Genomic DNA, 20373 nt, shown 5'->3' on the forward strand with positions numbered 1-20373 from the left:
CTGCGCTTCCGAAAACTTCGAGGCCTTCATCGAATTCTCCTCTTCTTCCCATCGGGGATCATAAGTGGAAAATTCCATTTCCAAATGGCATAAATTATTGGGGGCACGTCAAGCAGAAGATCATCTCGGAATGGCGCTAGCGTGTCGTCAATTTAAAACGTCTTAAGGCAAACAAAAGGCGCCCATCTAAAAGTCCAGCTTCCAGCCACTTATGAAGCCCGACGCGGTTCACACCCCACTCGACCTACCATCTTCCCACCACCGAAGTGAAACCGGTCCCTATCATTTCGATGGAACCCATGCCGTCGTGCGCCGTTCTCCAGGTTAACGGGAGAATATGCATGTCGAAAACCCTTCTCTACGGCGCGATCAAAATCGATGAGACCAACAGCGCCTATGCGCCAGTCGAAAGCCTGGCCGCCTTCCAGTGGAAGAACCGTGTCTTCATTCTTTTCGCCGACAAGGACAATGCCCGCGCGGCGCGCCAGGAAAACCAGCTGCTTTCTGATCGCGCGGCGCTCGATGAGCGCGATATAGTGATACTGAAGGTGTCGGCCGGCAAGGTCCGGCCGCTTTTCGGCGCTGCCGATGGCCTCGACGGCGAAGCAATCTGTCACGATCTCGATGGGCCGGAGGCGGGCGAATTCGCAGCCTTCCTTCTCGGCAAGGATGGAACCGTCAAATTGAAAGTCAGCGAGCCGATCACCAGCGGCGAGCTCTTCGCCATTATCGACAGCATGCCGATGCGCGCTGCCGAGACGCTGAAGCCGGACAAATAGCCCGACGAACATCGTAAACATGAAGGGAGGCGGTCATGTCCGTGCCCAACGAACCCATTCCCGATCAGCCGCCGATGCCGGCACCCGGCTGGAAGCCGGTGCCGCCGATCACCGAACCGGAGCCGGACCGGCTTCCGGATGAAGCGCCTGCTCCCAATCCGGACGAGAATGACGAGCCGGCCAAACACGCTTCCGGGAGTTAAAGGAAGATCTGCCGTTCGGCGCTGACGAGTTCCTGCAGGAAGTCGACGACACTGCGGACGCGCACGAGGTCGCGCGCCGTTTCGTGATAGGTGGTCCAATAGGCGCGGCGGATCGAAACCTCAGGCAGGATGCGCTGAAGTTCCGGATATTGCCGGGCGATATAATCGTGCAGGATTCCGATGCCGGCGCCTGATCGCACCGCCTCCGTCTGGCCGATCGCCGTCGAGATTTCGAAACCGGCGTCCCAGCTGCGCATCACCTCGCCGGAGAAATTCAGCGAGGCGGTGAAGAGGAGGTCTTCGACATAGCCGATGCGCGGATGGGCCTTCAGCGTCTCGACGTGGCCGGGCCTGCCGTGGCGGGCGAGATAGTCGCGCGAGGCATAGAGGCCGAGGGTATAATCCGTGAGCTTGGAGGAGACGAGGCGGCCCTGTTCGGGACGCTCCAGTGTGATTGCGATATCCGCCTCGCGCTGCGACAGCGAGAAGGAGCGCGGCACCGGCACCAGCTGGATTTTCAACGCCGGATGGCGCTCGATCAGCCTGCCCATGCGCGGTGCCAGAAAGGAGACACCGAACCCGTCGGGCGCGCCGACGCGCACCGTGCCGGCGATTGCCGTATCGGTGTGGCCGAGATTGGCCTGCACCGCCAGCATTTCGGTTTCCATGCGCTCGGCGGCGTGCAGGAAGACTCCGCCTTCGGCCGTCAGCTCGCAGCCATTCGTGCGGCGGATGAAAAGCCGCGTCTTCAACGCCTCTTCGAGCGACGTCAGCCGCCGTGAAAGCGTGGCGTGATTGAGCCCCAATCGCTTCGAAGCGGCCAGGATCTGCCCGGTGCGGGCGACGGCAAGGAAAATGCGGACATCGTCCCAGTTCATGGCTTGGCACGCATGAGAATCGGATCGACATCGATGAGCGTCAGCGATGTCACCATGCCCGCCGTTTCCCGTTTATATTTGAGGAAATGCAGTGTCCGCAGATGGGCCTCATAGGCTTCCTTGTCGGCGTAGACCTCGAGGATACGGATCAGGTTTGGATACTTCCGGAGGGAAACGGCGCTGAGCGAGAGAACGCCGTCTTCGAGAGCAAGCGACGCCTCGATTTCTTCTGTAAGCAGAGCGCGGTAGGCTTCCAGTTTGGCCGGATCGATCTCCAGCTCCGCCATTCTGACGATAGGTTCCCGGCTCATCGGCTCGACCTCTCCTTGGGTTTGACTTGTTCAGATGGGGTGCCAAGTTTGGAAATATCAGCACCCGATGCAACAATAGAGCTATAATATGCGCACAACGGTTGCTTATATCAGCGCATTGATTTGTGCAAATTGAAGTGCGATTGTAGGCCATCCAAACAGGAGGAACATCCATGCGTGAGATTGGACATTTCATCGGCGGCCAGCAGGTCGCCGGCACCAGCGGCCGTGTCAGCAACGTCTACAATCCGGCAACCGGCGAAGTGCAGGCGACCGTCGCGCTCGCAAGCGTCGAGGAATTGCGCGCGGCCGTCGAAAACGCCAAGGCTGCGCAGCCGAAATGGGCTGCCACCAACCCGCAGCGCCGCGCCCGCGTCTTCTTCAAATTCGTCGAACTCCTGAACAAGCACATGGACGAGCTTGCTGAAATGCTCTCCAAGGAGCACGGCAAGACGATCGAGGACGCCAAGGGCGACGTCATCCGCGGCCTCGAAGTCTGCGAATTCGTCTGCGGCATTCCGCATCTCGCCAAGGGCGAATTCACCGAAGGTGCCGGTCCGGCGATCGACATGTATTCGATCCGCCAACCGGTCGGCATCGGCGCCGGCATCACCCCCTTTAACTTCCCCGGCATGATCCCGATGTGGATGTTCGCACCCGCGATCGCCTGCGGCAACGCCTTCATCCTGAAGCCGTCCGAGCGTGATCCCTCCTTGCCGATCCGTCTTGCCGAACTGATGATCGAGGCTGGACTGCCGGCCGGCATCCTCAACGTCGTCAACGGCGACAAGGGCGCGGTCGATGCGATCCTCACCGATCCCGATATCGGCGCCGTTTCCTTCGTCGGCTCGACGCCGATCGCCCGCTACGTTTACGGCACGGCGGCAATGAACGGCAAGCGCGCCCAGTGCTTTGGCGGTGCCAAGAACCACATGATCATCATGCCGGACGCCGATATGGATCAGGCCGTCAACGCGCTGATGGGCGCGGGCTACGGTTCGGCCGGCGAGCGCTGCATGGCGATCTCGGTTGCCGTCCCGGTCGGCGAGGAAACCGCCAACCGCCTCGTCGAGAAGCTGACGCCGAAGATCGAATCGCTGCGCATCGGCCCCTACACCGACGACAAGGCCGACATGGGCCCGCTCGTCACCAAGGACGCCTATAACCGCGTCCGCGGCCTGATCGACCGCGGCGTCGAGGAAGGCGCCAAGCTCGTCGTCGATGGCCGCAATTTCAAGCTCCAGGGCTATGAAGACGGCTATTTCGTCGGCGGTTGCCTGTTCGATCACGTCACCCCCGAGATGGATATCTACAAGACTGAGATCTTCGGACCGGTTCTCTCCGTCGTTCGCGCCCAGAATTACGAAGAAGCCCTGTCGTTGCCGATGAAGCACGAATACGGCAACGGCGTCGCCATCTACACCCGTGACGGCGATGCCGCCCGCGATTTCGCCTCGCGAGTCAATATCGGCATGATCGGCATCAACGTTCCGATCCCGGTTCCGCTCGCCTACCACTCCTTCGGCGGCTGGAAGGCATCGAGCTTCGGCGACCTCAACCAGCACGGCACCGACTCGATCAAGTTCTGGACCAAGACCAAGACCGTCACCGCCCGCTGGCCCTCCGGCATCAAGAGCGGCGCCGAGTTCGTCATGCCGACGATGAAGTGATCTGACGATAGATCGATCTGCAATTCGGGGGCCTTTCGGCCCCCGTTTTATTAAAGTCTAGGAATCACGTCGCTGCCGCTCTGCTGGGCTGTAATCCCCAGCCGCAGCAGGCGGAATAGACGTCGCGGCAAATGGCCTCATAAGCTGAATGCGAATTTCATATTTTGGAATTGTTCAAAACTACCAAACCGCCTATATAGGTCTGAACAGGCACGAGTCAGGAGAATGGCATGCGGTTGACGAAGCAGACCAACTATGCGGTTCGCATGTTGATGTATTGTGCTGCCAACGACGGGCAGCTGAGCCGCATCCCGGAAATCGCCAAGGCTTACGGCGTTTCCGAGCTCTTTCTTTTCAAGATCCTCCAGCCGCTGAACAAGGCGGGACTGGTCGAGACGGTGCGCGGTCGCAATGGCGGCGTGCGGCTCGGCAAGCCGGCGGCCGACATCACCCTCTTCGACGTGGTGCGGGTCACGGAAGACAGTTTCGCCATGGCCGAATGCTTCGAGGATGACGGCATGGTCGAGTGCCCACTGGTCGACAGCTGCGGCCTGAATTCGGCGCTGCGCAAGGCGCTCAACGCGTTCTTTGCCGTGCTTTCGGACTACACCATCGACGATCTCGTCAAGGCCCGTCCGCAGATCAATTTCCTTCTTGGACTGACCGGAGAGCAGGGGTACCGCAAGCCCGCGATCGTCGTCCCGGCCGCCTGAATTCACAGCAGAACAGACTTGTAAAACCGCGGTTGCCCCGGCAGCCGCGGTTTTTGTTTGCGGCACTTTCACCAGGCTCGCGGATGCGGGAAATGGTCATAATGCGCAGCTAAGGAGGTGCAATATCCAAAATGCGACGAAATTCTGCCGGTTTTTATCCGAATATTTCGAAATGAGGCCGATTTTTGACCTAAAATTTCTAAAATTGTCCATCTGGAAAAATTTTCTCCGTAGCCCGTTGCTTTCAGTAGATAAATGTCGTTCCATCGACCGTCGATCGGGATGCCTAATCTGCGGTCTCCAGACATCAAAAAAGAACAACCGGGAAACAAATATTATGAAAAAGATCTCTGTCATGCTGGCAGCGACGGCCCTGATTTCGGTCATGGCGACGTCGGCCTGGTCCAAGACCCTTGTTTATTGCTCTGAGGGTTCGCCGGAAGGCTTCGACCCGAGCCTCTATACGGCAGGCACGACCTTCGACGCCTCGTCGCGCACGGTCTACAGCCGCCTCGTCGAATTCAAGCATGGCGGCACCGAGATCGAACCCGGTCTGGCCGACAGCTGGAGCGTTTCTGACGACGGCAAGGAATACACCTTCAAACTTCATCCCGGCGTCAAGTTCCAGACCACCGACTTCTTCACGCCGACGCGCGATTTCAACGCCGACGACGTCGTGTTCTCCTTCGAGCGCCAGCTGAAATCCGACAATCCCTGGAACAAATATGTCGAGGGCGGCTCCTACGAATATGCCGCCGGCATGGGCTTCCCCGAGCTGATCAAGTCGGTCGAGAAGGTCGATGACCTTACCGTCAAGTTCACGCTCAACCACCCGGAAGCGCCGTTCCTGGCCGACCTCGCGATGGATTTCGCTTCCATCATGTCCAAGGAATATGCCGACAAGCTTGCCGCCGACGGCAAGATGGCGCAGCTCAACCAGCAGCCGCTCGGTACCGGCCCCTACACCTTTGTCGCCTACCAGCCAGATGCCGTCATCCGTTACAAAGCGAACGAAACCTACTTCAAGGGCAAGGAAAAGATCGATGATCTGGTGTTCGCCATCACCTCCGACGCTGCGGTGCGCGCGCAGAAGCTGAAGGCCGGTGAGTGCCACCTGATCCCCTATCCGAATGCTGCCGACGTTCCCGAACTGAAGAAGGATGAGAACCTGACGGTTCTCGAGCAGCCCGGCCTGAACGTCAGCTACCTCGCCTACAACACGCAGATGGCGCCGTTCGACAAGCCCGAAGTCCGCCGTGCGCTCAACATGGCGATCAATAAGCAGGCGATCGTCGATGCCGTCTTCCAGGGTGCGGCGACCGTTGCCAAGAACCCGATCCCGCCGACAATGTGGTCCTATAACGACGCCGTTCAGGACGAGAAATACGACCCGGATGCCGCAAAGAAGGCGCTCGCCGATGCTGGCGTCAAGGACCTCAGCATGAAGGTCTGGGCGATGCCGGTTTCGCGTCCATACATGCTGAACGCACGCCGCGCCGCCGAGCTGATCCAGGCCGATTTCGCCAAGATCGGCGTCAAGGTCGAGATCGTCACCCATGAATGGGCCGAATATCTGAAGCTCTCCTCCGACGTGAAGCGTGACGGTGCCGTCATCCTCGGCTGGACCGGCGACAACGGCGATCCTGACAACTTCATGGATACGCTGCTCGGCTGCGATGCCGTCGGCGGCAACAACCGCGCCCAGTGGTGCAACAAGGAATATGACGACCTGATGACCAAGGCCAAGCTGACCGCCGATGTGGGCGAGCGCACCAAGGCCTACGAGCAGGCGCAGCTGATCTTCAAGAAGGAAGCCCCCTGGGCGACCCTCGACCATTCGCTCGTATTCGTTCCGATGAGCAAGAAGGTCTCGGGCTTCAAGATGGACCCGCTCGGCATTCATCGTTTCGATGGCGTCGACGTATCCGAATAACAAGAATAATGTAAGAATGCCCGGCAGAGCTGGGCGCAGCCGGCGGTCAGGGTCCTCCTGACCGCCGGAAACTATTGGACATCTGCCATGTTGCGTTTTTTCATCGGCCGCCTTGCGGTGCTGATCCCGACATTCCTCGGCGTTTCCCTGATTGCCTTCTCTTTCATCCGCCTGCTGCCCGGAGATCCCGTCATGCTGCTCTCGGGTGAACGCGTCATGGCGCCGGAGCGGCACGCCCAGATCATGCACGATCTCGGCTTCGACCGGCCCATGTATATGCAGTATTTCGATTATCTCGGAAAAGTGCTGCAGGGCGATCTCGGCACCTCGATCGTCACCAAGCGGCCCGTTCTCGGCGAATTCCTGACATTGTTTCCGGCAACGCTGGAACTGTCTTTCTGCGCCATCATCCTTGCCGTCTGTCTTGGGGTGCCCGCCGGCGTCTTTGCGGCCGTCAAGCGAGGCACGTGGTTCGATCAGAGCGTGATGGGTGTCGCCCTCGTCGGTTATTCCATGCCGATTTTCTGGTGGGGTCTGCTGCTCATCATCTTCTTCTCCGGCTATCTCGGCTGGACGCCGGTTTCCGGCCGGATCTCGCTGATGTATTTCTTCAAGCCGGTGACCGGCTTCATGCTGATCGACAGCCTGCTGTCAGGTCAGAAAGGGGCCTTTGCCTCGGCCGTCAGCTATCTCATCCTGCCGACCATCGTGCTGGCGACCATCCCGCTCGCCGTCATCGCCCGCCAGACGCGCTCGGCTATGCTCGAGGTCCTCGGCGAGGATTATGTCCGCACCGCACGCTCGAAAGGTTTGAAGCCGCTGCGCGTCGTCGGCGTGCATGCACTGCGCAATGCAATGATCCCCGTCATCACCACGATCGGCCTGCAGATCGGTGTCCTTCTTGCCGGCGCCATCCTCACCGAGACGATCTTCTCCTGGCCGGGCATCGGCAAATGGATGGTCGATTCGGTATTCAAGCGCGATTACGCGGTGGTGCAGGGCGGCCTTCTCCTGATCGCCGGCGTCATCATGCTGGTCAACCTGATTGTTGACGTCCTCTACGGCTTCATCAATCCGCGCATTCGTCACTAGGAGCGGTCCATGAGCACGGTCACCGTTAAAACCGGCCAGCCATCCGCTCTTGCGGAATTCTGGCACTATTTCTCCCGCAACAAGGGCGCCGTCATCGGCCTCTTTGTTTTTGTCGTCATTCTCGTCGTTGCGATCTTCGCACCGGTCTTTGCGCCACATGCGCCAAACGAGCAGAACCGCGAGGTGCTGCTCGCCGTGCCTTCCTGGATGGAGGGAGGCCACGCCTCCTTTCCGCTCGGAACGGATGCCGTCGGCCGCGATATCCTCTCGCGGCTGATCTACGGCGCGCGGTTCTCACTCTTCATCGGCGTCGTGGTCGTCACACTTTCGGTCATATGTGGTGTCCTGATCGGCCTCGTCGCCGGCTATTTCCGCGGCCGGATCGATACCGTCATCATGCGCCTGATGGACATCATCCTGGCCTTCCCGTCGCTGCTGCTCGCGCTCGTGCTGGTGGCGGTCCTCGGTCCTGGCCTGACCAACGCGATGATCGCGATTTCGCTGGTCAACCAGCCGCATTTCGTGCGGCTGACCCGCGCCTCTGTCATTTCGGAGCGTGAGAAGGAATATGTGATCGCCTCACGGGTCGCCGGTGCAGGCACCCTGCGGCTGATGTTCAAGACCATCCTGCCGAACTGTCTGGGGCCGTTGATCGTCCAGGCGACGCTCGCCTTCTCGGCGGCAATCCTCGATGCCGCCGCCCTCGGCTTTCTCGGCATGGGTGCCCAGCCGCCGACGCCCGAATGGGGCACGATGCTTGCTGAATCCCGTGAGTTCATCTCGCGCGCCTGGTGGGTCGTGACATTTCCGGGTCTTGCCATCCTCATCACCGTTCTTGCCATCAACCTGATGGGCGACGGCCTGCGCGATGCACTTGATCCCAAGCTGAAGAGGTCGTGATGCCGCTCCTCGAAATCGAAAATCTTACTGTCGAATTCCAGACGTCCTCCGGTCTTTTCCGCGCCGTCGATGGCGTATCGCTTGCCTGCGACAAGGGCGAGATCCTGTCGATCGTCGGTGAATCCGGCTCCGGCAAATCCGTTGCCATGCTGGCCCTGATGGGGCTTTTGCCCTGGACTGCCAAGATCACCGCCGACCGCATGCAGTTCGACGGCCAGGATCTGCGCGGCATCTCCGCCCGCCAGCGTCGAAGGATCGTCGGCAAGGACATGGCGATGATCTTCCAGGAGCCGATGTCGAGCCTCAATCCGTGTTTCACCGTCGGCTTCCAGCTCGGCGAGACCCTGCGCTTCCACATGGGCCTCAACCGGAAAGAGCGCCGCGAACGCTCGATCGAGCTCTTGAACCTCGTCGGAATTCCGGCGCCGGAAGACCGGCTCTCGAACTTCCCGCATCAGATGTCGGGTGGGATGAGCCAGCGCGTCATGATCGCCATGGCGCTCGCCTGCAATCCGAAGCTCCTGATCGCCGACGAGCCGACGACTGCGCTCGACGTGACGATCCAGGCGCAAATTCTCGATCTGCTTGTGCGCCTGCAGAAGGAGCACGGCATGGCGCTGGTGCTGATCACCCACGACATGGGTGTCGTTGCCGAAACCGCCGAGCGCGTGCAGGTGCAATATGCCGGCCAGAAGGTCGAGGAGCAGCCGGTGAGGGCGCTGTTTCGCGATCCGCACCACCCCTATACGGCAGCCCTGCTCGCCGCCCTTCCGGAACGCGCCAAAGTCGGCCAGCGTCTCCCCTCGATCGCCGGCGTCGTGCCCGGCCAGCATGGCCGCCCGACAGGCTGTCTGTTCGCGCCACGTTGCGGCTACGCCACGGTCGAATGCGATCGCGGCGTCGTACGCCAGGGGCCGGAGCTCGGGCTGGCTTTATGCAATTATCCATTGAAGGACGGCAAGCCGCTAGGGCATCCCGGCGTGATGCGCGTCGAAACTGCAGGAGACCTGGTATGACGGGCGCTGTTCTCGAGGGCAGGGATCTCGCCCGCTTCTACACCGTCAACCGCGGTCTCTTCAAAGCCGACGCCACCGTCAAGGCGTTGAACGGCGTCAGCTTCAGCCTTCATTCCGGCAAGACCCTTGCCGTCGTCGGCGAATCCGGTTGCGGCAAGTCGACGCTTGCCCGTCTGGTCACGATGATCGAGGATCCGACGGCCGGCGAATTGCTGATCGACGGCAAGCCGGCGCGAGTCGGCGACCGCAGCCTGCGCAGCCAGGTGCAGATCGTCTTCCAGAATCCCTACGGCTCGCTCAACCCGCGCCAGAAGGTGGGTGCAATTCTGGAAGAGCCGCTGAAGATCAATACCGATCTCGATGCCGGTGCCCGCCGCCGCAAGGTGGAGGAGATGATGGCCCGCGTCGGGCTGCGCCCGGAACATCATGGCCGCTACCCCCATATGTTCTCCGGCGGCCAGCGGCAGCGCATCGCCATTGCCCGCGCCCTGATGCTGCGGCCGAAGGTGCTGGTGCTCGATGAACCGGTTTCGGCGCTGGATCTGTCGATCCAGGCGCAGGTGCTGAACTTGCTTATGGATCTGCAGAAGGAGATGGGTCTTGCCTATCTCTTCATCTCGCATGGCCTCTCGGTCGTCCATCACATCGCCGACGAGGTGATGGTGATGTATCTCGGTCGCCCGATCGAAACCGGTCCTGCAGCCGAGGTCTTCGCCCGCCCGCGCCATCCCTATACGGCCGCCTTGCTGTCGGCGACCCCCATCGCCGATCCCGAGCGCGCCAAGAACCGCATCCGCCTGCAGGGCGAACTTCCATCGCCGCTGAAGCCGCCGTCCGGCTGTCACTTCAACCCGCGCTGCTGGAAGGCGCAGGACTATTGTCGCCAGGTTTCTCCCGAATTACGGGGAGAAGGCGCACAGCAATATGCCTGTCATTTCCCGCTCGACTGAGCGGGAGGCCGCCGTTTGAGAGGAAACATGCAGGACGACCCGATCAACAAACCTCATGCGATCATCGTCATGGGGGTCAGCGGCTGCGGCAAGTCCTCGGTTGGCGAAAAACTCGCCGAGGCCTTGCACCTGGCCTTCGTCGAAGGTGATGCGCTTCATCCCGCTTCCAATGTCGAGAAGATGTCGAAGGGCATTCCGCTGACCGATGAGGATCGGATGCCATGGCTCGACCTGATCGGCAAACGCATGCATGCCTCGCTGGAAAAAGGAGAAGGCATCATCGTCTCCTGTTCGGCGCTGAAGCGCATCTATCGTGAGAGGCTGAGGGCTGCTGCCGGCGGCAATCTGTTCTTCATCTACCTCGAAGGATCCAAGGCGCTGCTGACGAAGCGAATGGGTGAGCGCAAAGGACACTTCATGCCAGTCTCGCTGCTCGAAAGTCAGCTTGCGACACTCGAGGTGCCGACGGGCGAACAAGGCGTTGTCACCGTCGACATCGACGACACGGTCGACGGCATTGCGGCGACGGCCCTGCGGGGTCTCTCCACCCTCGGTGTTATGGTTTGAAGCGCTGCGGCGAGTAAGCCGAGATATCGATGAGCGGCGTTTCGCCGGTGATAAGTTCCGCGAGTACGCGGCCGGTCACCGGCCCGAGCGTCAGCCCGTGATGGGCGTGGCCGAAGGCGAACCACAGGCCCTGATGGCGAGGAGCCTTGCCGATGACAGGCAACATGTCTGATGTGCAGGGGCGCGCGCCCATCCACGGTTCGGGATCGAGCCTTTCTCCAAGCGGGAAGATCGTACGCGCCACGGCTTCCGCCCGGTCGAGCTGCACCGGCGTCTTCGGCGCGTCGAGCCTTGCAAACTCCGCCCCCGTCGTCAGGCGAATCCCGCGGTTCATCGGCGCCAGCAAATAACCGCGCTCGGCATCGAGGATCCAGTTGTTGAGCATGGCATTGCCCTTGGCGGCATAATGCATGTGATAGCCGCGCTTGATCCCGAGGGGAAAGGAATAACCGAGCCGGCGCGTCGCGACAGCTGCCCAAGGACCGAGCGCGAGGACCGCATCCTCCGCTTCGAGTGCGCCCTCGCTGGTCATGATCTTCCAGCCGGCGCCGAACTGGCCGAGCGAGGCGGCGTCGCCTGTGACGAAGCGGCCGCCGAGGCTTTCGAAATAGCGGCGATAGGCCAATGTCAGCGCATGCGGGTCGAGCACTGACCAGGGATCACGCCAACGGATACCGCCGGCGAAACGGACGGTCATATCGGGTTCCATGCGGGCGATGTCGGCCGGCGTCAGGCTGTCATAGGTCAAGCCGAATTCGGTCTGCCAAAGTGCGGCCTCTGCAAGGGCCTCGTCGCGCGCCGCTTCCGTCCGGAAAATCTTCATCCAGCCGTCCTTGCGGATTAGCGCCTGCGCCTGCGAGGCCTCGATCAGGTCCTTGTGCTCGGCAACCGAGTTTTCGATCAGCGGCGCATAAGCCCGGGTGATGACCGCGTGGCGCCGCGCATTCGAATTCCACCAGTAACGGGCGAGAAAGGCGAGCTGGCTCGGCAGCGCACTGAGATGATAATGGGCATCGATTTCGTTGTTGAGCGCATAACGCAGCAGCAGCCCGAATTGCTGGGGGAAGCCGTAAGGTGCCACCCCTTCGCGCTGGATCAGGCCAGCATTGCCGAAGGAGGTTTCGCTGCCCGGATCCTTGCGGTCGATCAGCGTCACCTGCCGGCCGCGTCGCTGCAGATGGATGGCAGTGGACACCCCGACGATGCCGGCGCCGAGCACGATTGCGTTTTTTGTCATTCCCCTGCATTCCGCTTGATTATCCGGTAAAATGCCCGGGCCGAACCCGGGGCGCAAACGAAAAATCGTGTTCATTTCAAAATCATTGCGCTTTCCAATGCGGCATTTTCGGCCTTTATCCGCACATGCAGGATGGCGGCATTGAAAAGCGAAAAGACGACCGCAAAGACCGGCAGGCCAAAGGCGAGAGGAAGGGTCGCGATCTCGCCGGCGACGATCGCATAGTTCGGATGCCGGAGAAAGCGGTAGGGGCCGGAGCGGATGAGTGGTGCCCCTGGCAGAATGATGATGCGAGTCGTCCAGCGGTCCTTCAGCGTCGCCAGCACCCAGAACCGCAGCGCCTGTAGCCCCATGAATATCGCCAACCAGAAGGGCTCGATCGGTCTGCCGGGCGCCAGCAGCCAGAGGCCGATGATCCAGACCGCGTGCAGCGCCACCATCAGTGGATAGTGTTCGGGCGCGACCTCTCTGGCACCCCTGGTACGAAGGGCGGCGGTGTTGCGCCGGGCAAGCACGAGCTCTCCCAGCCGCTGCAGCGTCACGAATGTCAGAAGTACGATCGACGGCCACATCATGCGGTCCTCCGAAGCGTCACGCAGCTCGCCGAGAAGCCCGGGCCCATTGCGATCATCGCCGAGCGCTCCGGCAACCCGGCGCGGATCGCCCGCTCCAGCACGAAGAGAACGGTCGGCGAAGACATGTTGCCGTATTCGGCAAGCACGGCTCGTTCGTGATCGAGTGTGCCGGATGTCAGTGAAAGCGCGCTCTCCATTGCGGCCAGCACCTTTGTGCCGCCGGGATGGCAGATGAAGCGGTCGATGTCTGCCAGTTCCAGACCGTTTCGCGCCAGAATGGCCGTCACCGCCGGGGCGAGCTCCCGTTCGGCGAAGGGCGGCAGCGATTGGGCCAGCACGATGCCGAAGCCGCCGTCGTCGATCTTCCATCCCATGATATCGAGCGTGTCGGGAAACAGGTGCTCGCCGGTCGATTCCACTTCCGCTAGGCCGCCTTCGCTCGCGCGGAGCACGCAGGCGGCCGCGCCGTCGCCGAACAGCGCCGTCGCGATGATGTTCGGCCGCGTCAGTTCGTCGAGCCGGAAGGCGAGCGTGCAAAGCTCGATCGAGACGAAAAGCACGACGGCGCCCGGCCGGCTGCGGGCTAGCCGTGCCGCGATCGCAAAACCCGAGACGCCGGCAGCGCAGCCAAGCCCGAAGACCGGCACACGCTCGATATCGGCTCTGAAACCCATCCTGCGGCTAAGCTGCGCATCGAGGCTCGGCGTCGTAAAGCCGGTGGAAGAAACGGTGACGACACAGTCGACATCGCCGGCCTCAAGCCCGGCCCGGCGAAGTGCCGAGGTGGCCGCCTCGACGAAAAGTCCGCCCGCCACCTCCGCATAGGCCAGCATCCGGTCCTGCCAGCCATGCGGCTCGTCGAACCAGGCAAGCGGCTGTGCCGCATGACGCTTGTAGATACCGGCGGTGTCGAAGACGCGGGCAAGATGATGGAAATCCTCGAAACGGCCGGCAAACAGCCGAGCCGAGACTTCGGCCGCCTGGTTTTGCAAGATGACATGTTCGGGCGTGGCGGTGGCGAGGCTGACGAGTCTCACGGTATCGGTCACGGAATTCTCCTTGTCTTCCCGGCACAACGCTGAGAACACCCGGTCCCGATGATTTATTCGGCGTCGATGGCTTCACGAAGCAGTGATGAAAAAAATGGAGGGGCCGGCGAATAAGACCCTGTGCAGCGGTGTTCACTCCTCGCAACGTCACTCTCGAGGAGTTCTCCCATGACGATCACGACAGTCCGCATCGCTTCCATCCTTCTCGGCGGCTGCCTTGCCGCTTCCCTCTTCTCCGGCCCCGTCTTTGCTGTCGGCAATGACAACCGCACGATGCCGACCTGCAAGAAGGGTGAGATCTACGACCAGAAGACCAAGAAATGCGTCAAGCAGCAGAGCGCCAATGTCTCGGACGAGAACCGTACCGACTATGCCTATTCGCTGGCCAAGGCCGGCCGCTATGAAGAGGCGCTTGCCATGCTCGATACTGTCAAGGACCAGAGCAGCGCAGAGGTGCTGAACTATCGCGGTTACGCCACCCGCAAACTCGGCCGCACCGACGAAGGCATCTCCTATTACCTGCAGTCGGTGAAGAAGGATCCGCAATACGCCAAGGTCCGCGAATATCTCGGCGAAGCCTATGTCATCAAGGGCCGGCTCGATCTCGCAAAAGAGCAGTTGAACACGATCAAGACGATCTGCGGCACGGCTTGCGAGGAATATCAGGATCTGAACGCGGCGATCCTCGACCCGTCGAAGATCTGAGCTTAGGTCACTGGCGGGAAATGGAGCCGGGAAAGGATATCCGAATGTCGGTCGCGGACGCTACATTTCCTGCCTATAGTCGCGCGAGAATGGAATCGCCGGTTTATCAGGCGGTTCCAAGGGATGCAGGATCGGCGGAGGCTGCCATCGCGAGCGAAGCGGATATCAGGAGCGGTCTGACGGAAAACCTGGCCAAGCTCTGGCGTTATGGTCTCGTCCTCTCGCACCAGCGTGATGTCGCCGACGACCTCGTACAGGCGACCTGCCTTCGCGCGCTCGAGCGCGCCGCTCAGTTCGTCCCCGGCACCCGTCTCGACCGCTGGCTGTTTTCGATTCTGCATTCGATCTGGCTGAACGAGATCCGCTCACGCCGGGTGCGCCAGGGCCAGGGTTTCGTCGATGCCGGCGAGGCGCTGACTTTCGACGGCGCGCACGACACTGAAACACATGTGATGGCGGGGCAGGTGCTGAAGCAGGTAAATGCGTTGCCCGAGGCGCAGCGCACGGCGGTTTTCCTCGCCTATGTGGAAGGACTTTCCTATCGAGAGGTTGCAGGGATATTGGATATCCCGATCGGAACCGTGATGAGCCGGCTGGCGGCCGCCCGCGCCAGGCTCTCCGGCGCCAGACCTGAAGGGGAACGGCCATGAGCACCAAACACACCATTCCCTCCGACGAGGATCTCACAGCCTTCATCGATGGCGAGCTGACAGCGCAAGAGACAGCCCGCATCGAGGCCATCGTCCAGGAAGATGAGAGCGTCGCCGAACGGCTGAATTTCCTGGCGCGCGCCAGCCTGCCGTTCGAGCAGGCTTTCGCCCCGCTCCTCTCCGAAGCCCCGCGGGAGAAACTGGAGGCGATGCTCGCCGCCATTCCTGCGCATGAGAACGCAAGATCTATCGCGGAGCCCGCGCCCACGCGCCGTCGCTTCCTCGGCGCTCTCGCCGCTTCGCTTGTCGCCGGCATCGCCATCGACCGCGCCGTTATCGGCATCGGCAGGGGTTTTTCGGCAAAGGACGAAAACAGCGAATGGCGCGCCGCGGTCGCCGACTATATTTCGCTCTATACCGCCGAAACGCTCGCCGGCCCCGTCCCCGGCAGGCAGGACCAGGCCGACCAGCTCGCCAGTCTCGACGAGAAGCTCGGTCTCTCACTCTCCCCGGAAGCCGTCTCGCTCCCGGGGGTCGATTTCAAACGCGCCCTGCTGCTGCAATATGACGGTAAGGCGCTCGCCCAGATCGCCTATCTCGACCCCGAGACCGGCCCGATGGCGCTCTGCATCGTGAAATCTGACGCAGGGCCGAAGGCGCCAGACCTTGAAAACCGCAATGGTATGAATGTCGTCTACTGGTCGAATGCGACGCATGCCTTCATGCTGATCGGACATGCTGCGGCGGACAGGATGACGGGGATTGCGGAAGGGGTGAGGGGGAGGGTAGCTGTCTGAGGCCCCCACAAACCAAGTAGTACTTTGTGCAGCGTTCTCCAACACGGTTGCGCACCTGTTTCGAGTATGCAAGCTTAACTCTATCTTATGCAGGGGACAAAGATGCGCACAGATGCCGGCCTGATGAATATGTATGACGACTATTATTCTGATGGGGTAGTAGCCGAGAAGCGGGCCATCGCTGCTCGTCAGTCAGTGGCTCATATACGGACCGTTGCTGGAAACCAAAAATTTGATTCGGTCATCGATATCGGCGCGGGAGAAGGAGCGGTGTTGGCCGAGCTCCATGCTTCCGGCTTTGCGAAAGATTTTTCAGCAGTCGAGATTTCTCCCTCCGGGGTTAGTGCTATAAAGGCCCGTTCGATCCCCGCTGTCCGTTCTGTCGATCAATTCGACGGATACAAAGTTCCTCATCCTGACCAGGCTTTCGATTTAGCCCTCGCCGTTCATGTTCTTGAACATGTCGAGCACGAGCGAATGTTTCTCCACGAGGCCAAACGTGTCAGCCGGAAACTTTATATAGAAGTGCCGCTCGAACTGACCAGCAACCTCGACAGGTCAATCCGCATGTCTGGTCCCTATGGGCATATTAACTTCTACACGCCCGGCTCTTTCGAGAACTTATTGAAAACCTCGGGTTTAAACATCGAGAAGATGATGATCTTCGCTCATGATATAGAGTATGAGCAATATCTTTCCGGACGGGCAAAGGGTTGGCTCAAATACCAGATCCGCCAGAACCTGCTTCGCTTTGCCCCCAAGGTGGCCGTTAGAAATATGGTGTATATGGCTGGTGCACTCTGCTCGTCTCGCCCAGGCTCTGCAATCGGTATCAACTGACAGGGCGGGCACTCGCAATGCGCAGGCAAATGTTCTGATGCTGCAGATCAATCAGACCTATAACGTCTCAACAGCGCCGCGTCTTGTGGAACTGGACGGGCTGAGGGGCGTTGCAGTCGGCATGGTGCTGATATGGCATTTCGTCGGCGCACCATTGACGTCACGGGATAATTTTTTATTCAAGGCTATACATGATGTGACCATCCTAGGACGCACCGGCGTCGACCTGTTTTTTGTCCTGTCCGGTTTTCTTATCATCGGTATCATTCTCGATCGGCAACAACCCGCATTTCGTTTTTTGAGGCATTTCTATCTGCGGCGTGTACTCCGCATTGTGCCATCTTATCTAGCGTTGGTCTTTTTATTCTGGAGCGCCGTATATGCAGGCGCTAGTAACGCCGTGTTCAACGCTGATACTCCGCTTTGGCGCCATTTGACGTTCACCCAGAACATCTGGATGGCGACCCATGAGCAATGGGGTCCAGGCGGCATATCTGTAACTTGGTCCGTCGCAATCGAAGAGCAGTTTTACCTCGTTTTCCCTTTTGTCATCCTGTTTCTTCCAAAGCGAATGTTGCTGCCAATGCTAGCGCTCGTGGCCGGCGCGTCGATCATTTACCGGTCAGTCGGTTATTTCGGGTACGGCAGTGTCTTTACGATGTATGTGCACACCTTTAGCCGCCTTGATGGACTTGCAGAGGGCGGGGTTGTCGCCATTCTGTGGCGGGATGATCGCTTTAGAGAGTGGCTCCGTCGGAATTTGTCTGGGTGGACCAAAGCGGTTGGGATCCTTGCCTTCGGATTCATACCCCTCGTCGTGGGAATGTCAAACAACGTCGCATCGACTACAGCAGCATGGGGGCATACTTATCTCGCACTTCTGTATAGCGCACTGCTCATTTACATTCTTGGCTCTCTGGGAAGCGAGAACCTTAAATATCTAAGGAATGAAAAACTACAGAAGTTGGGTCGGATCTCTTATACGCTCTATCTTGTTCATCCACTGATGTTGTCGGCAATTTATATCGGAGGCCGCCAGCCGGAAGCGCTGCATAGCTTCGGCGCCGTTCCTCTGTCTGCTTTGGCGCTTGTGTTGTCCTTATGGTGGTCTTACGTCAGCTTTCGTTTCTTTGAAAAACCGCTGACGGACTGGGGCAGGAAATGGACCTATTGAAGACCTAACCTCGGCCCTTGGCCATAGATGAACCATTGGCTAGAGCCGGGATGGCAGCAAAGGGCAGGAACCGCGGATTGCAACGGGGAGCGGTATCAGCTTCACGCAAAAGGGCGGTTTGCAAAAGACATTCCCGGAAAGCTCGGGTTCGCCGGTTTCCTCTGAGAGATCAAGATTGACTTTTACAACAGGAACACCCAATGAGACATCCACCTGCCGAGAGTCCGATATGGCAATGGTACGGTCATCGATAACAAAGTCTGGTGCTTTCCTGATGCCACGGGCTCGCGAGCAAATTATGGGTCTTCCAAATACGTTAATGCCTCGGCATAGCCGTATGGCTGGCTTGGCCATCGTACGGCAGCTGATGGCAGACCGACATCTGCCTTGTCAGATTTTTACTGGCGGACTCAAACAGCTTAATTTGATCGAGCAGTTGAATGTTCGCCAGCTCTTAGAGAGAGCGCGCCCTTACAGGGCTTATCTCGCGAAAGTCTGCGGCGTAGATGCAGGCATTATGCAGTCAGTTGGTTTAATCTACCAAAGCTTGGTTGAATTGAATGTTGCCTTACGCGCCGCGGTTCGAAAACTTCTCCTGATCGGATCCAGTTTATATAGCCGAAGGGGAAAATTGGTACTGCGTGATCTAGGGTACGCGCAGCGACATGCTATGCCCAGACAGCATGTCTCGATGTCAACGTAAGTCGAATGAGAGCGCTTACGATCGTATGGGGAAAGAGATCTTGATAAAATTCGCTATCGTCGGATGCGGGCGCATTGCCAAAAGGCATTCCGAACTCTTGGGTCTGTCACAGATAAAAGGTGCGACGCTCGTTGCAGTTTGTGATGTTGTGGAAGAAAAAGCAAAGGAATTTGGAGAGCGGTTCGACGTTCCTTACTATCAGTCAATCGACGAAATGCTTCAGAGCACGGAGGTGGATGTCGTATCGATATTGACGCCAAGCGGTATGCATGCAGAACACGTCATTACGGCGGCGAAATATAAACGACATATCGTCGTCGAAAAGCCAATGGCCCTGACTCTGACCGATGCTGAAGCGATGATCAAGGCTTGTGACGAGAATAATATTCGATTGTTCGTCGTCAAGCAAAACCGTTTCAACGTCCCGGTCGTGAAGGCGCGCGAAGCTCTTGATGCGGGACGCTTCGGTAAGCTCGTGCTCGGCACGGTTAGGGTCCGATGGTGCCGCGATCAGAGTTACTATGATCAGGATAGCTGGCGCGGTACCTGGCAATATGACGGCGGCGTCCTTGCCAATCAGGCAAGTCATCATATCGACATGTTGACTTGGTTCATGGGTGATGTCGAAAGTGTTCACGCGCGAGCAGCGACAGCGTTGGTGGATATCGAGGCGGAAGACACTGCCGTCGCCACACTGAAGTTCTGCAACGGTGCACTCGGCATTATAGAAGCTACCGCAGCAACTCGACCCAAGGACATTGAAGGATCGATTTCGATACTTGGTGCTGGGGGCTCTGTTGAGATTGCAGGCTTTGCGGTGAACAAGATCCGCACCTGGCAGTTCGGCGACAATGACTTAGGCGATGAGCATGTTATGGAGAAATACTCGGTTAATCCTCCAAACGTTTATGGTTTTGGTCATCAGGCTTATTACGAACACGTCGTCGATTGCCTAGTGAATGATACAAAAGCTCTCGTGGATGGTCATGAGGGCCGCCAGAGTCTTGAATTGATCTCGGCGCTTTATGAATCAATCGCTTCGAATAAAGAAGTGAAACTTCCTTTGGAATTGAAACACTCAAAACTGGGACGGTCTTCCCAATGAGCGACGGCTTTCCCACGCTTTGGAAGGCGCAGGTCAGGGACGTCGTTTGTGGCGCTCGCGTAAAAATAGTTGAGCCAGCCAATGTTTATGAATGCGAACTTGCCGATGATTGCTTTGTTGGCCCATTCGTGGAAATCCAGAAGGGCGTGAAGATAGGGCCGCGCACAAAAATTCAGTCACATAGTTTCATATGCGAACTTGTCGAGATTGGGGAGGATTGTTTCATTGGGCATGGGGTAGTTTTTGTGAACGATCTTTTTTCGGGAGGTGGGCCTGCACGGGGAAATCGCGCGCTCTGGAAGGAAACTCGAATCGGTAATCGGGTTTCGATTGGCTCAAACGCCACGGTCCTTCCAGTTCAGATATGCGACGACGTTGTCATCGGCGCAGGCGCCGTTGTAACCCGGGATATCACCATTTCCGGCATCTATGCCGGCAATCCCGCCCGGCCTATACCTCGTACGGCAAGCAACGAAGAGTAGTTTGTTCGGAAATGTCGTCGTTGGTAGATAACCCGGCGCCTTTG

The 20373-nt window shown here is 59.2% G+C and carries 22 protein-coding genes; 17 read left to right on the plus strand and 5 right to left on the minus strand.

The features are described from left to right. Positions 1–341 precede the first annotated feature (341 nt). Positions 342–779: a DUF4174 domain-containing protein gene (locus GGI60_RS21965; RefSeq protein WP_183918571.1), complete on the plus strand. Its 438-nt coding sequence runs from the start codon at positions 342–344 to the stop codon at positions 777–779. Between the two features lie 35 nt (positions 780–814). Next, positions 815–982, plus strand: a complete 168-nt coding sequence (locus GGI60_RS21970) for a hypothetical protein (protein WP_183918572.1) — start codon at positions 815–817, stop codon at positions 980–982. On the opposite strand, the gene GGI60_RS21975 is transcribed toward GGI60_RS21970, so the two are convergent. Together GGI60_RS21975 and GGI60_RS21980 are read right to left on the minus strand one after the other, a co-directional pair. Continuing rightward, positions 979–1860: a LysR family transcriptional regulator gene (locus GGI60_RS21975; RefSeq protein WP_183918573.1), complete on the minus strand. Its 882-nt coding sequence runs from the start codon at positions 1858–1860 to the stop codon at positions 979–981. The genes GGI60_RS21970 and GGI60_RS21975 overlap by 4 nt on opposite strands. Further along, positions 1857–2171, minus strand: a complete 315-nt coding sequence (locus GGI60_RS21980) for a putative quinol monooxygenase (protein WP_183918574.1) — start codon at positions 2169–2171, stop codon at positions 1857–1859. The genes GGI60_RS21975 and GGI60_RS21980 overlap by 4 nt, the downstream gene beginning before the upstream one ends. A gap of 173 nt (positions 2172–2344) precedes the next feature. Between GGI60_RS21980 and GGI60_RS21985 the strand changes: the two genes are divergently transcribed. The 8 genes from GGI60_RS21985 to GGI60_RS22020 all read left to right on the plus strand — a co-directional run bounded on the left by GGI60_RS21985 (position 2345) and on the right by GGI60_RS22020 (position 11012). Continuing rightward, positions 2345–3841: a CoA-acylating methylmalonate-semialdehyde dehydrogenase gene (locus GGI60_RS21985; RefSeq protein WP_183918575.1), complete on the plus strand. Its 1497-nt coding sequence runs from the start codon at positions 2345–2347 to the stop codon at positions 3839–3841. Positions 3842–4071: 230 nt separating this feature from the next. After that, entirely contained in the window at positions 4072–4554 is a 483-nt protein-coding gene (rirA, locus tag GGI60_RS21990; protein ID WP_010060089.1) for an iron-responsive transcriptional regulator RirA, read from the plus strand. 337 nt (positions 4555–4891) lie between these two features. Then, the gene (locus GGI60_RS21995) at positions 4892–6487 is read left to right on the plus strand and encodes an ABC transporter substrate-binding protein (protein ID WP_183918576.1); all 1596 of its coding nucleotides are present in this window, start codon (positions 4892–4894) and stop codon (positions 6485–6487) included. Positions 6488–6574: 87 nt separating this feature from the next. Beyond that, positions 6575–7579 (plus strand): ABC transporter permease subunit, encoded by a 1005-nt coding sequence (locus tag GGI60_RS22000; RefSeq protein ID WP_038686996.1) that lies wholly within the window; start codon positions 6575–6577, stop codon positions 7577–7579. 9 nt (positions 7580–7588) lie between these two features. Then, positions 7589–8479 (plus strand): ABC transporter permease subunit, encoded by an 891-nt coding sequence (locus tag GGI60_RS22005; protein ID WP_183918577.1) that lies wholly within the window; start codon positions 7589–7591, stop codon positions 8477–8479. Next, on the plus strand, positions 8479–9495 hold the full coding sequence (locus GGI60_RS22010; RefSeq protein ID WP_038687001.1) for an ABC transporter ATP-binding protein: 1017 nt from the start codon (positions 8479–8481) through the stop codon (positions 9493–9495). The genes GGI60_RS22005 and GGI60_RS22010 overlap by 1 nt, the downstream gene beginning before the upstream one ends. Beyond that, complete coding sequence (locus GGI60_RS22015) at positions 9492–10445, plus strand: peptide ABC transporter ATP-binding protein (RefSeq protein WP_183739612.1); 954 nt, start codon at positions 9492–9494, stop codon at positions 10443–10445. Before GGI60_RS22010 ends, GGI60_RS22015 begins: the two co-directional genes overlap by 4 nt. A gap of 27 nt (positions 10446–10472) precedes the next feature. Continuing rightward, entirely contained in the window at positions 10473–11012 is a 540-nt protein-coding gene (locus tag GGI60_RS22020; protein WP_183918578.1) for a gluconokinase, read from the plus strand. Here GGI60_RS22020 and GGI60_RS22025 read toward each other — a convergent pair. The 3 genes from GGI60_RS22025 to GGI60_RS22035 all read right to left on the minus strand — a co-directional run bounded on the left by GGI60_RS22025 (position 11002) and on the right by GGI60_RS22035 (position 13873). Further along, positions 11002–12249 (minus strand): FAD-binding oxidoreductase, encoded by a 1248-nt coding sequence (locus GGI60_RS22025; protein ID WP_183918579.1) that lies wholly within the window; start codon positions 12247–12249, stop codon positions 11002–11004. The two genes, GGI60_RS22020 and GGI60_RS22025, sit on opposite strands and share 11 nt — an antisense overlap. A gap of 71 nt (positions 12250–12320) precedes the next feature. Further along, positions 12321–12824 (minus strand): isoprenylcysteine carboxyl methyltransferase family protein, encoded by a 504-nt coding sequence (locus GGI60_RS22030; RefSeq protein ID WP_183918580.1) that lies wholly within the window; start codon positions 12822–12824, stop codon positions 12321–12323. Further along, entirely contained in the window at positions 12821–13873 is a 1053-nt protein-coding gene (locus GGI60_RS22035) for a 3-oxoacyl-[acyl-carrier-protein] synthase III C-terminal domain-containing protein (protein ID WP_183918581.1), read from the minus strand. The genes GGI60_RS22030 and GGI60_RS22035 overlap by 4 nt, the downstream gene beginning before the upstream one ends. A gap of 168 nt (positions 13874–14041) precedes the next feature. Between GGI60_RS22035 and GGI60_RS22040 the strand changes: the two genes are divergently transcribed. The 7 genes from GGI60_RS22040 (at position 14042) to GGI60_RS22070 (ending at position 20329) form a co-directional block, all read left to right on the plus strand. Further along, entirely contained in the window at positions 14042–14578 is a 537-nt protein-coding gene (locus GGI60_RS22040; protein ID WP_183918582.1) for a tetratricopeptide repeat protein, read from the plus strand. Between the two features lie 44 nt (positions 14579–14622). Then, a complete protein-coding gene (locus GGI60_RS22045) occupies positions 14623–15228 on the plus strand; it encodes an RNA polymerase sigma factor (protein ID WP_183918583.1) in 606 nt (201 codons plus the stop codon). After that, complete coding sequence (locus tag GGI60_RS22050; protein ID WP_183918584.1) at positions 15225–16025, plus strand: anti-sigma factor; 801 nt, start codon at positions 15225–15227, stop codon at positions 16023–16025. Before GGI60_RS22045 ends, GGI60_RS22050 begins: the two co-directional genes overlap by 4 nt. A 102-nt stretch (positions 16026–16127) precedes the next feature. Continuing rightward, positions 16128–16865 carry a class I SAM-dependent methyltransferase gene (locus tag GGI60_RS22055; RefSeq protein ID WP_163877417.1) on the plus strand — a complete coding sequence of 246 codons (738 nt, stop codon included), beginning with the start codon at positions 16128–16130 and terminating at the stop codon, positions 16863–16865. 37 nt (positions 16866–16902) lie between these two features. Beyond that, positions 16903–18039, plus strand: a complete 1137-nt coding sequence (locus GGI60_RS22060) for an acyltransferase family protein (RefSeq protein WP_183918585.1) — start codon at positions 16903–16905, stop codon at positions 18037–18039. A gap of 743 nt (positions 18040–18782) precedes the next feature. Continuing rightward, positions 18783–19847 (plus strand): Gfo/Idh/MocA family protein, encoded by a 1065-nt coding sequence (locus GGI60_RS22065; protein WP_183739584.1) that lies wholly within the window; start codon positions 18783–18785, stop codon positions 19845–19847. Beyond that, positions 19844–20329 (plus strand): acyltransferase, encoded by a 486-nt coding sequence (locus tag GGI60_RS22070; RefSeq protein ID WP_183739581.1) that lies wholly within the window; start codon positions 19844–19846, stop codon positions 20327–20329. The genes GGI60_RS22065 and GGI60_RS22070 overlap by 4 nt, the downstream gene beginning before the upstream one ends. Positions 20330–20373: the final 44 nt, after the last annotated feature.

Source organism: Rhizobium lentis (assembly GCF_014200175.1).
Lineage (GTDB): Bacteria > Pseudomonadota > Alphaproteobacteria > Rhizobiales > Rhizobiaceae > Rhizobium > Rhizobium mulingense.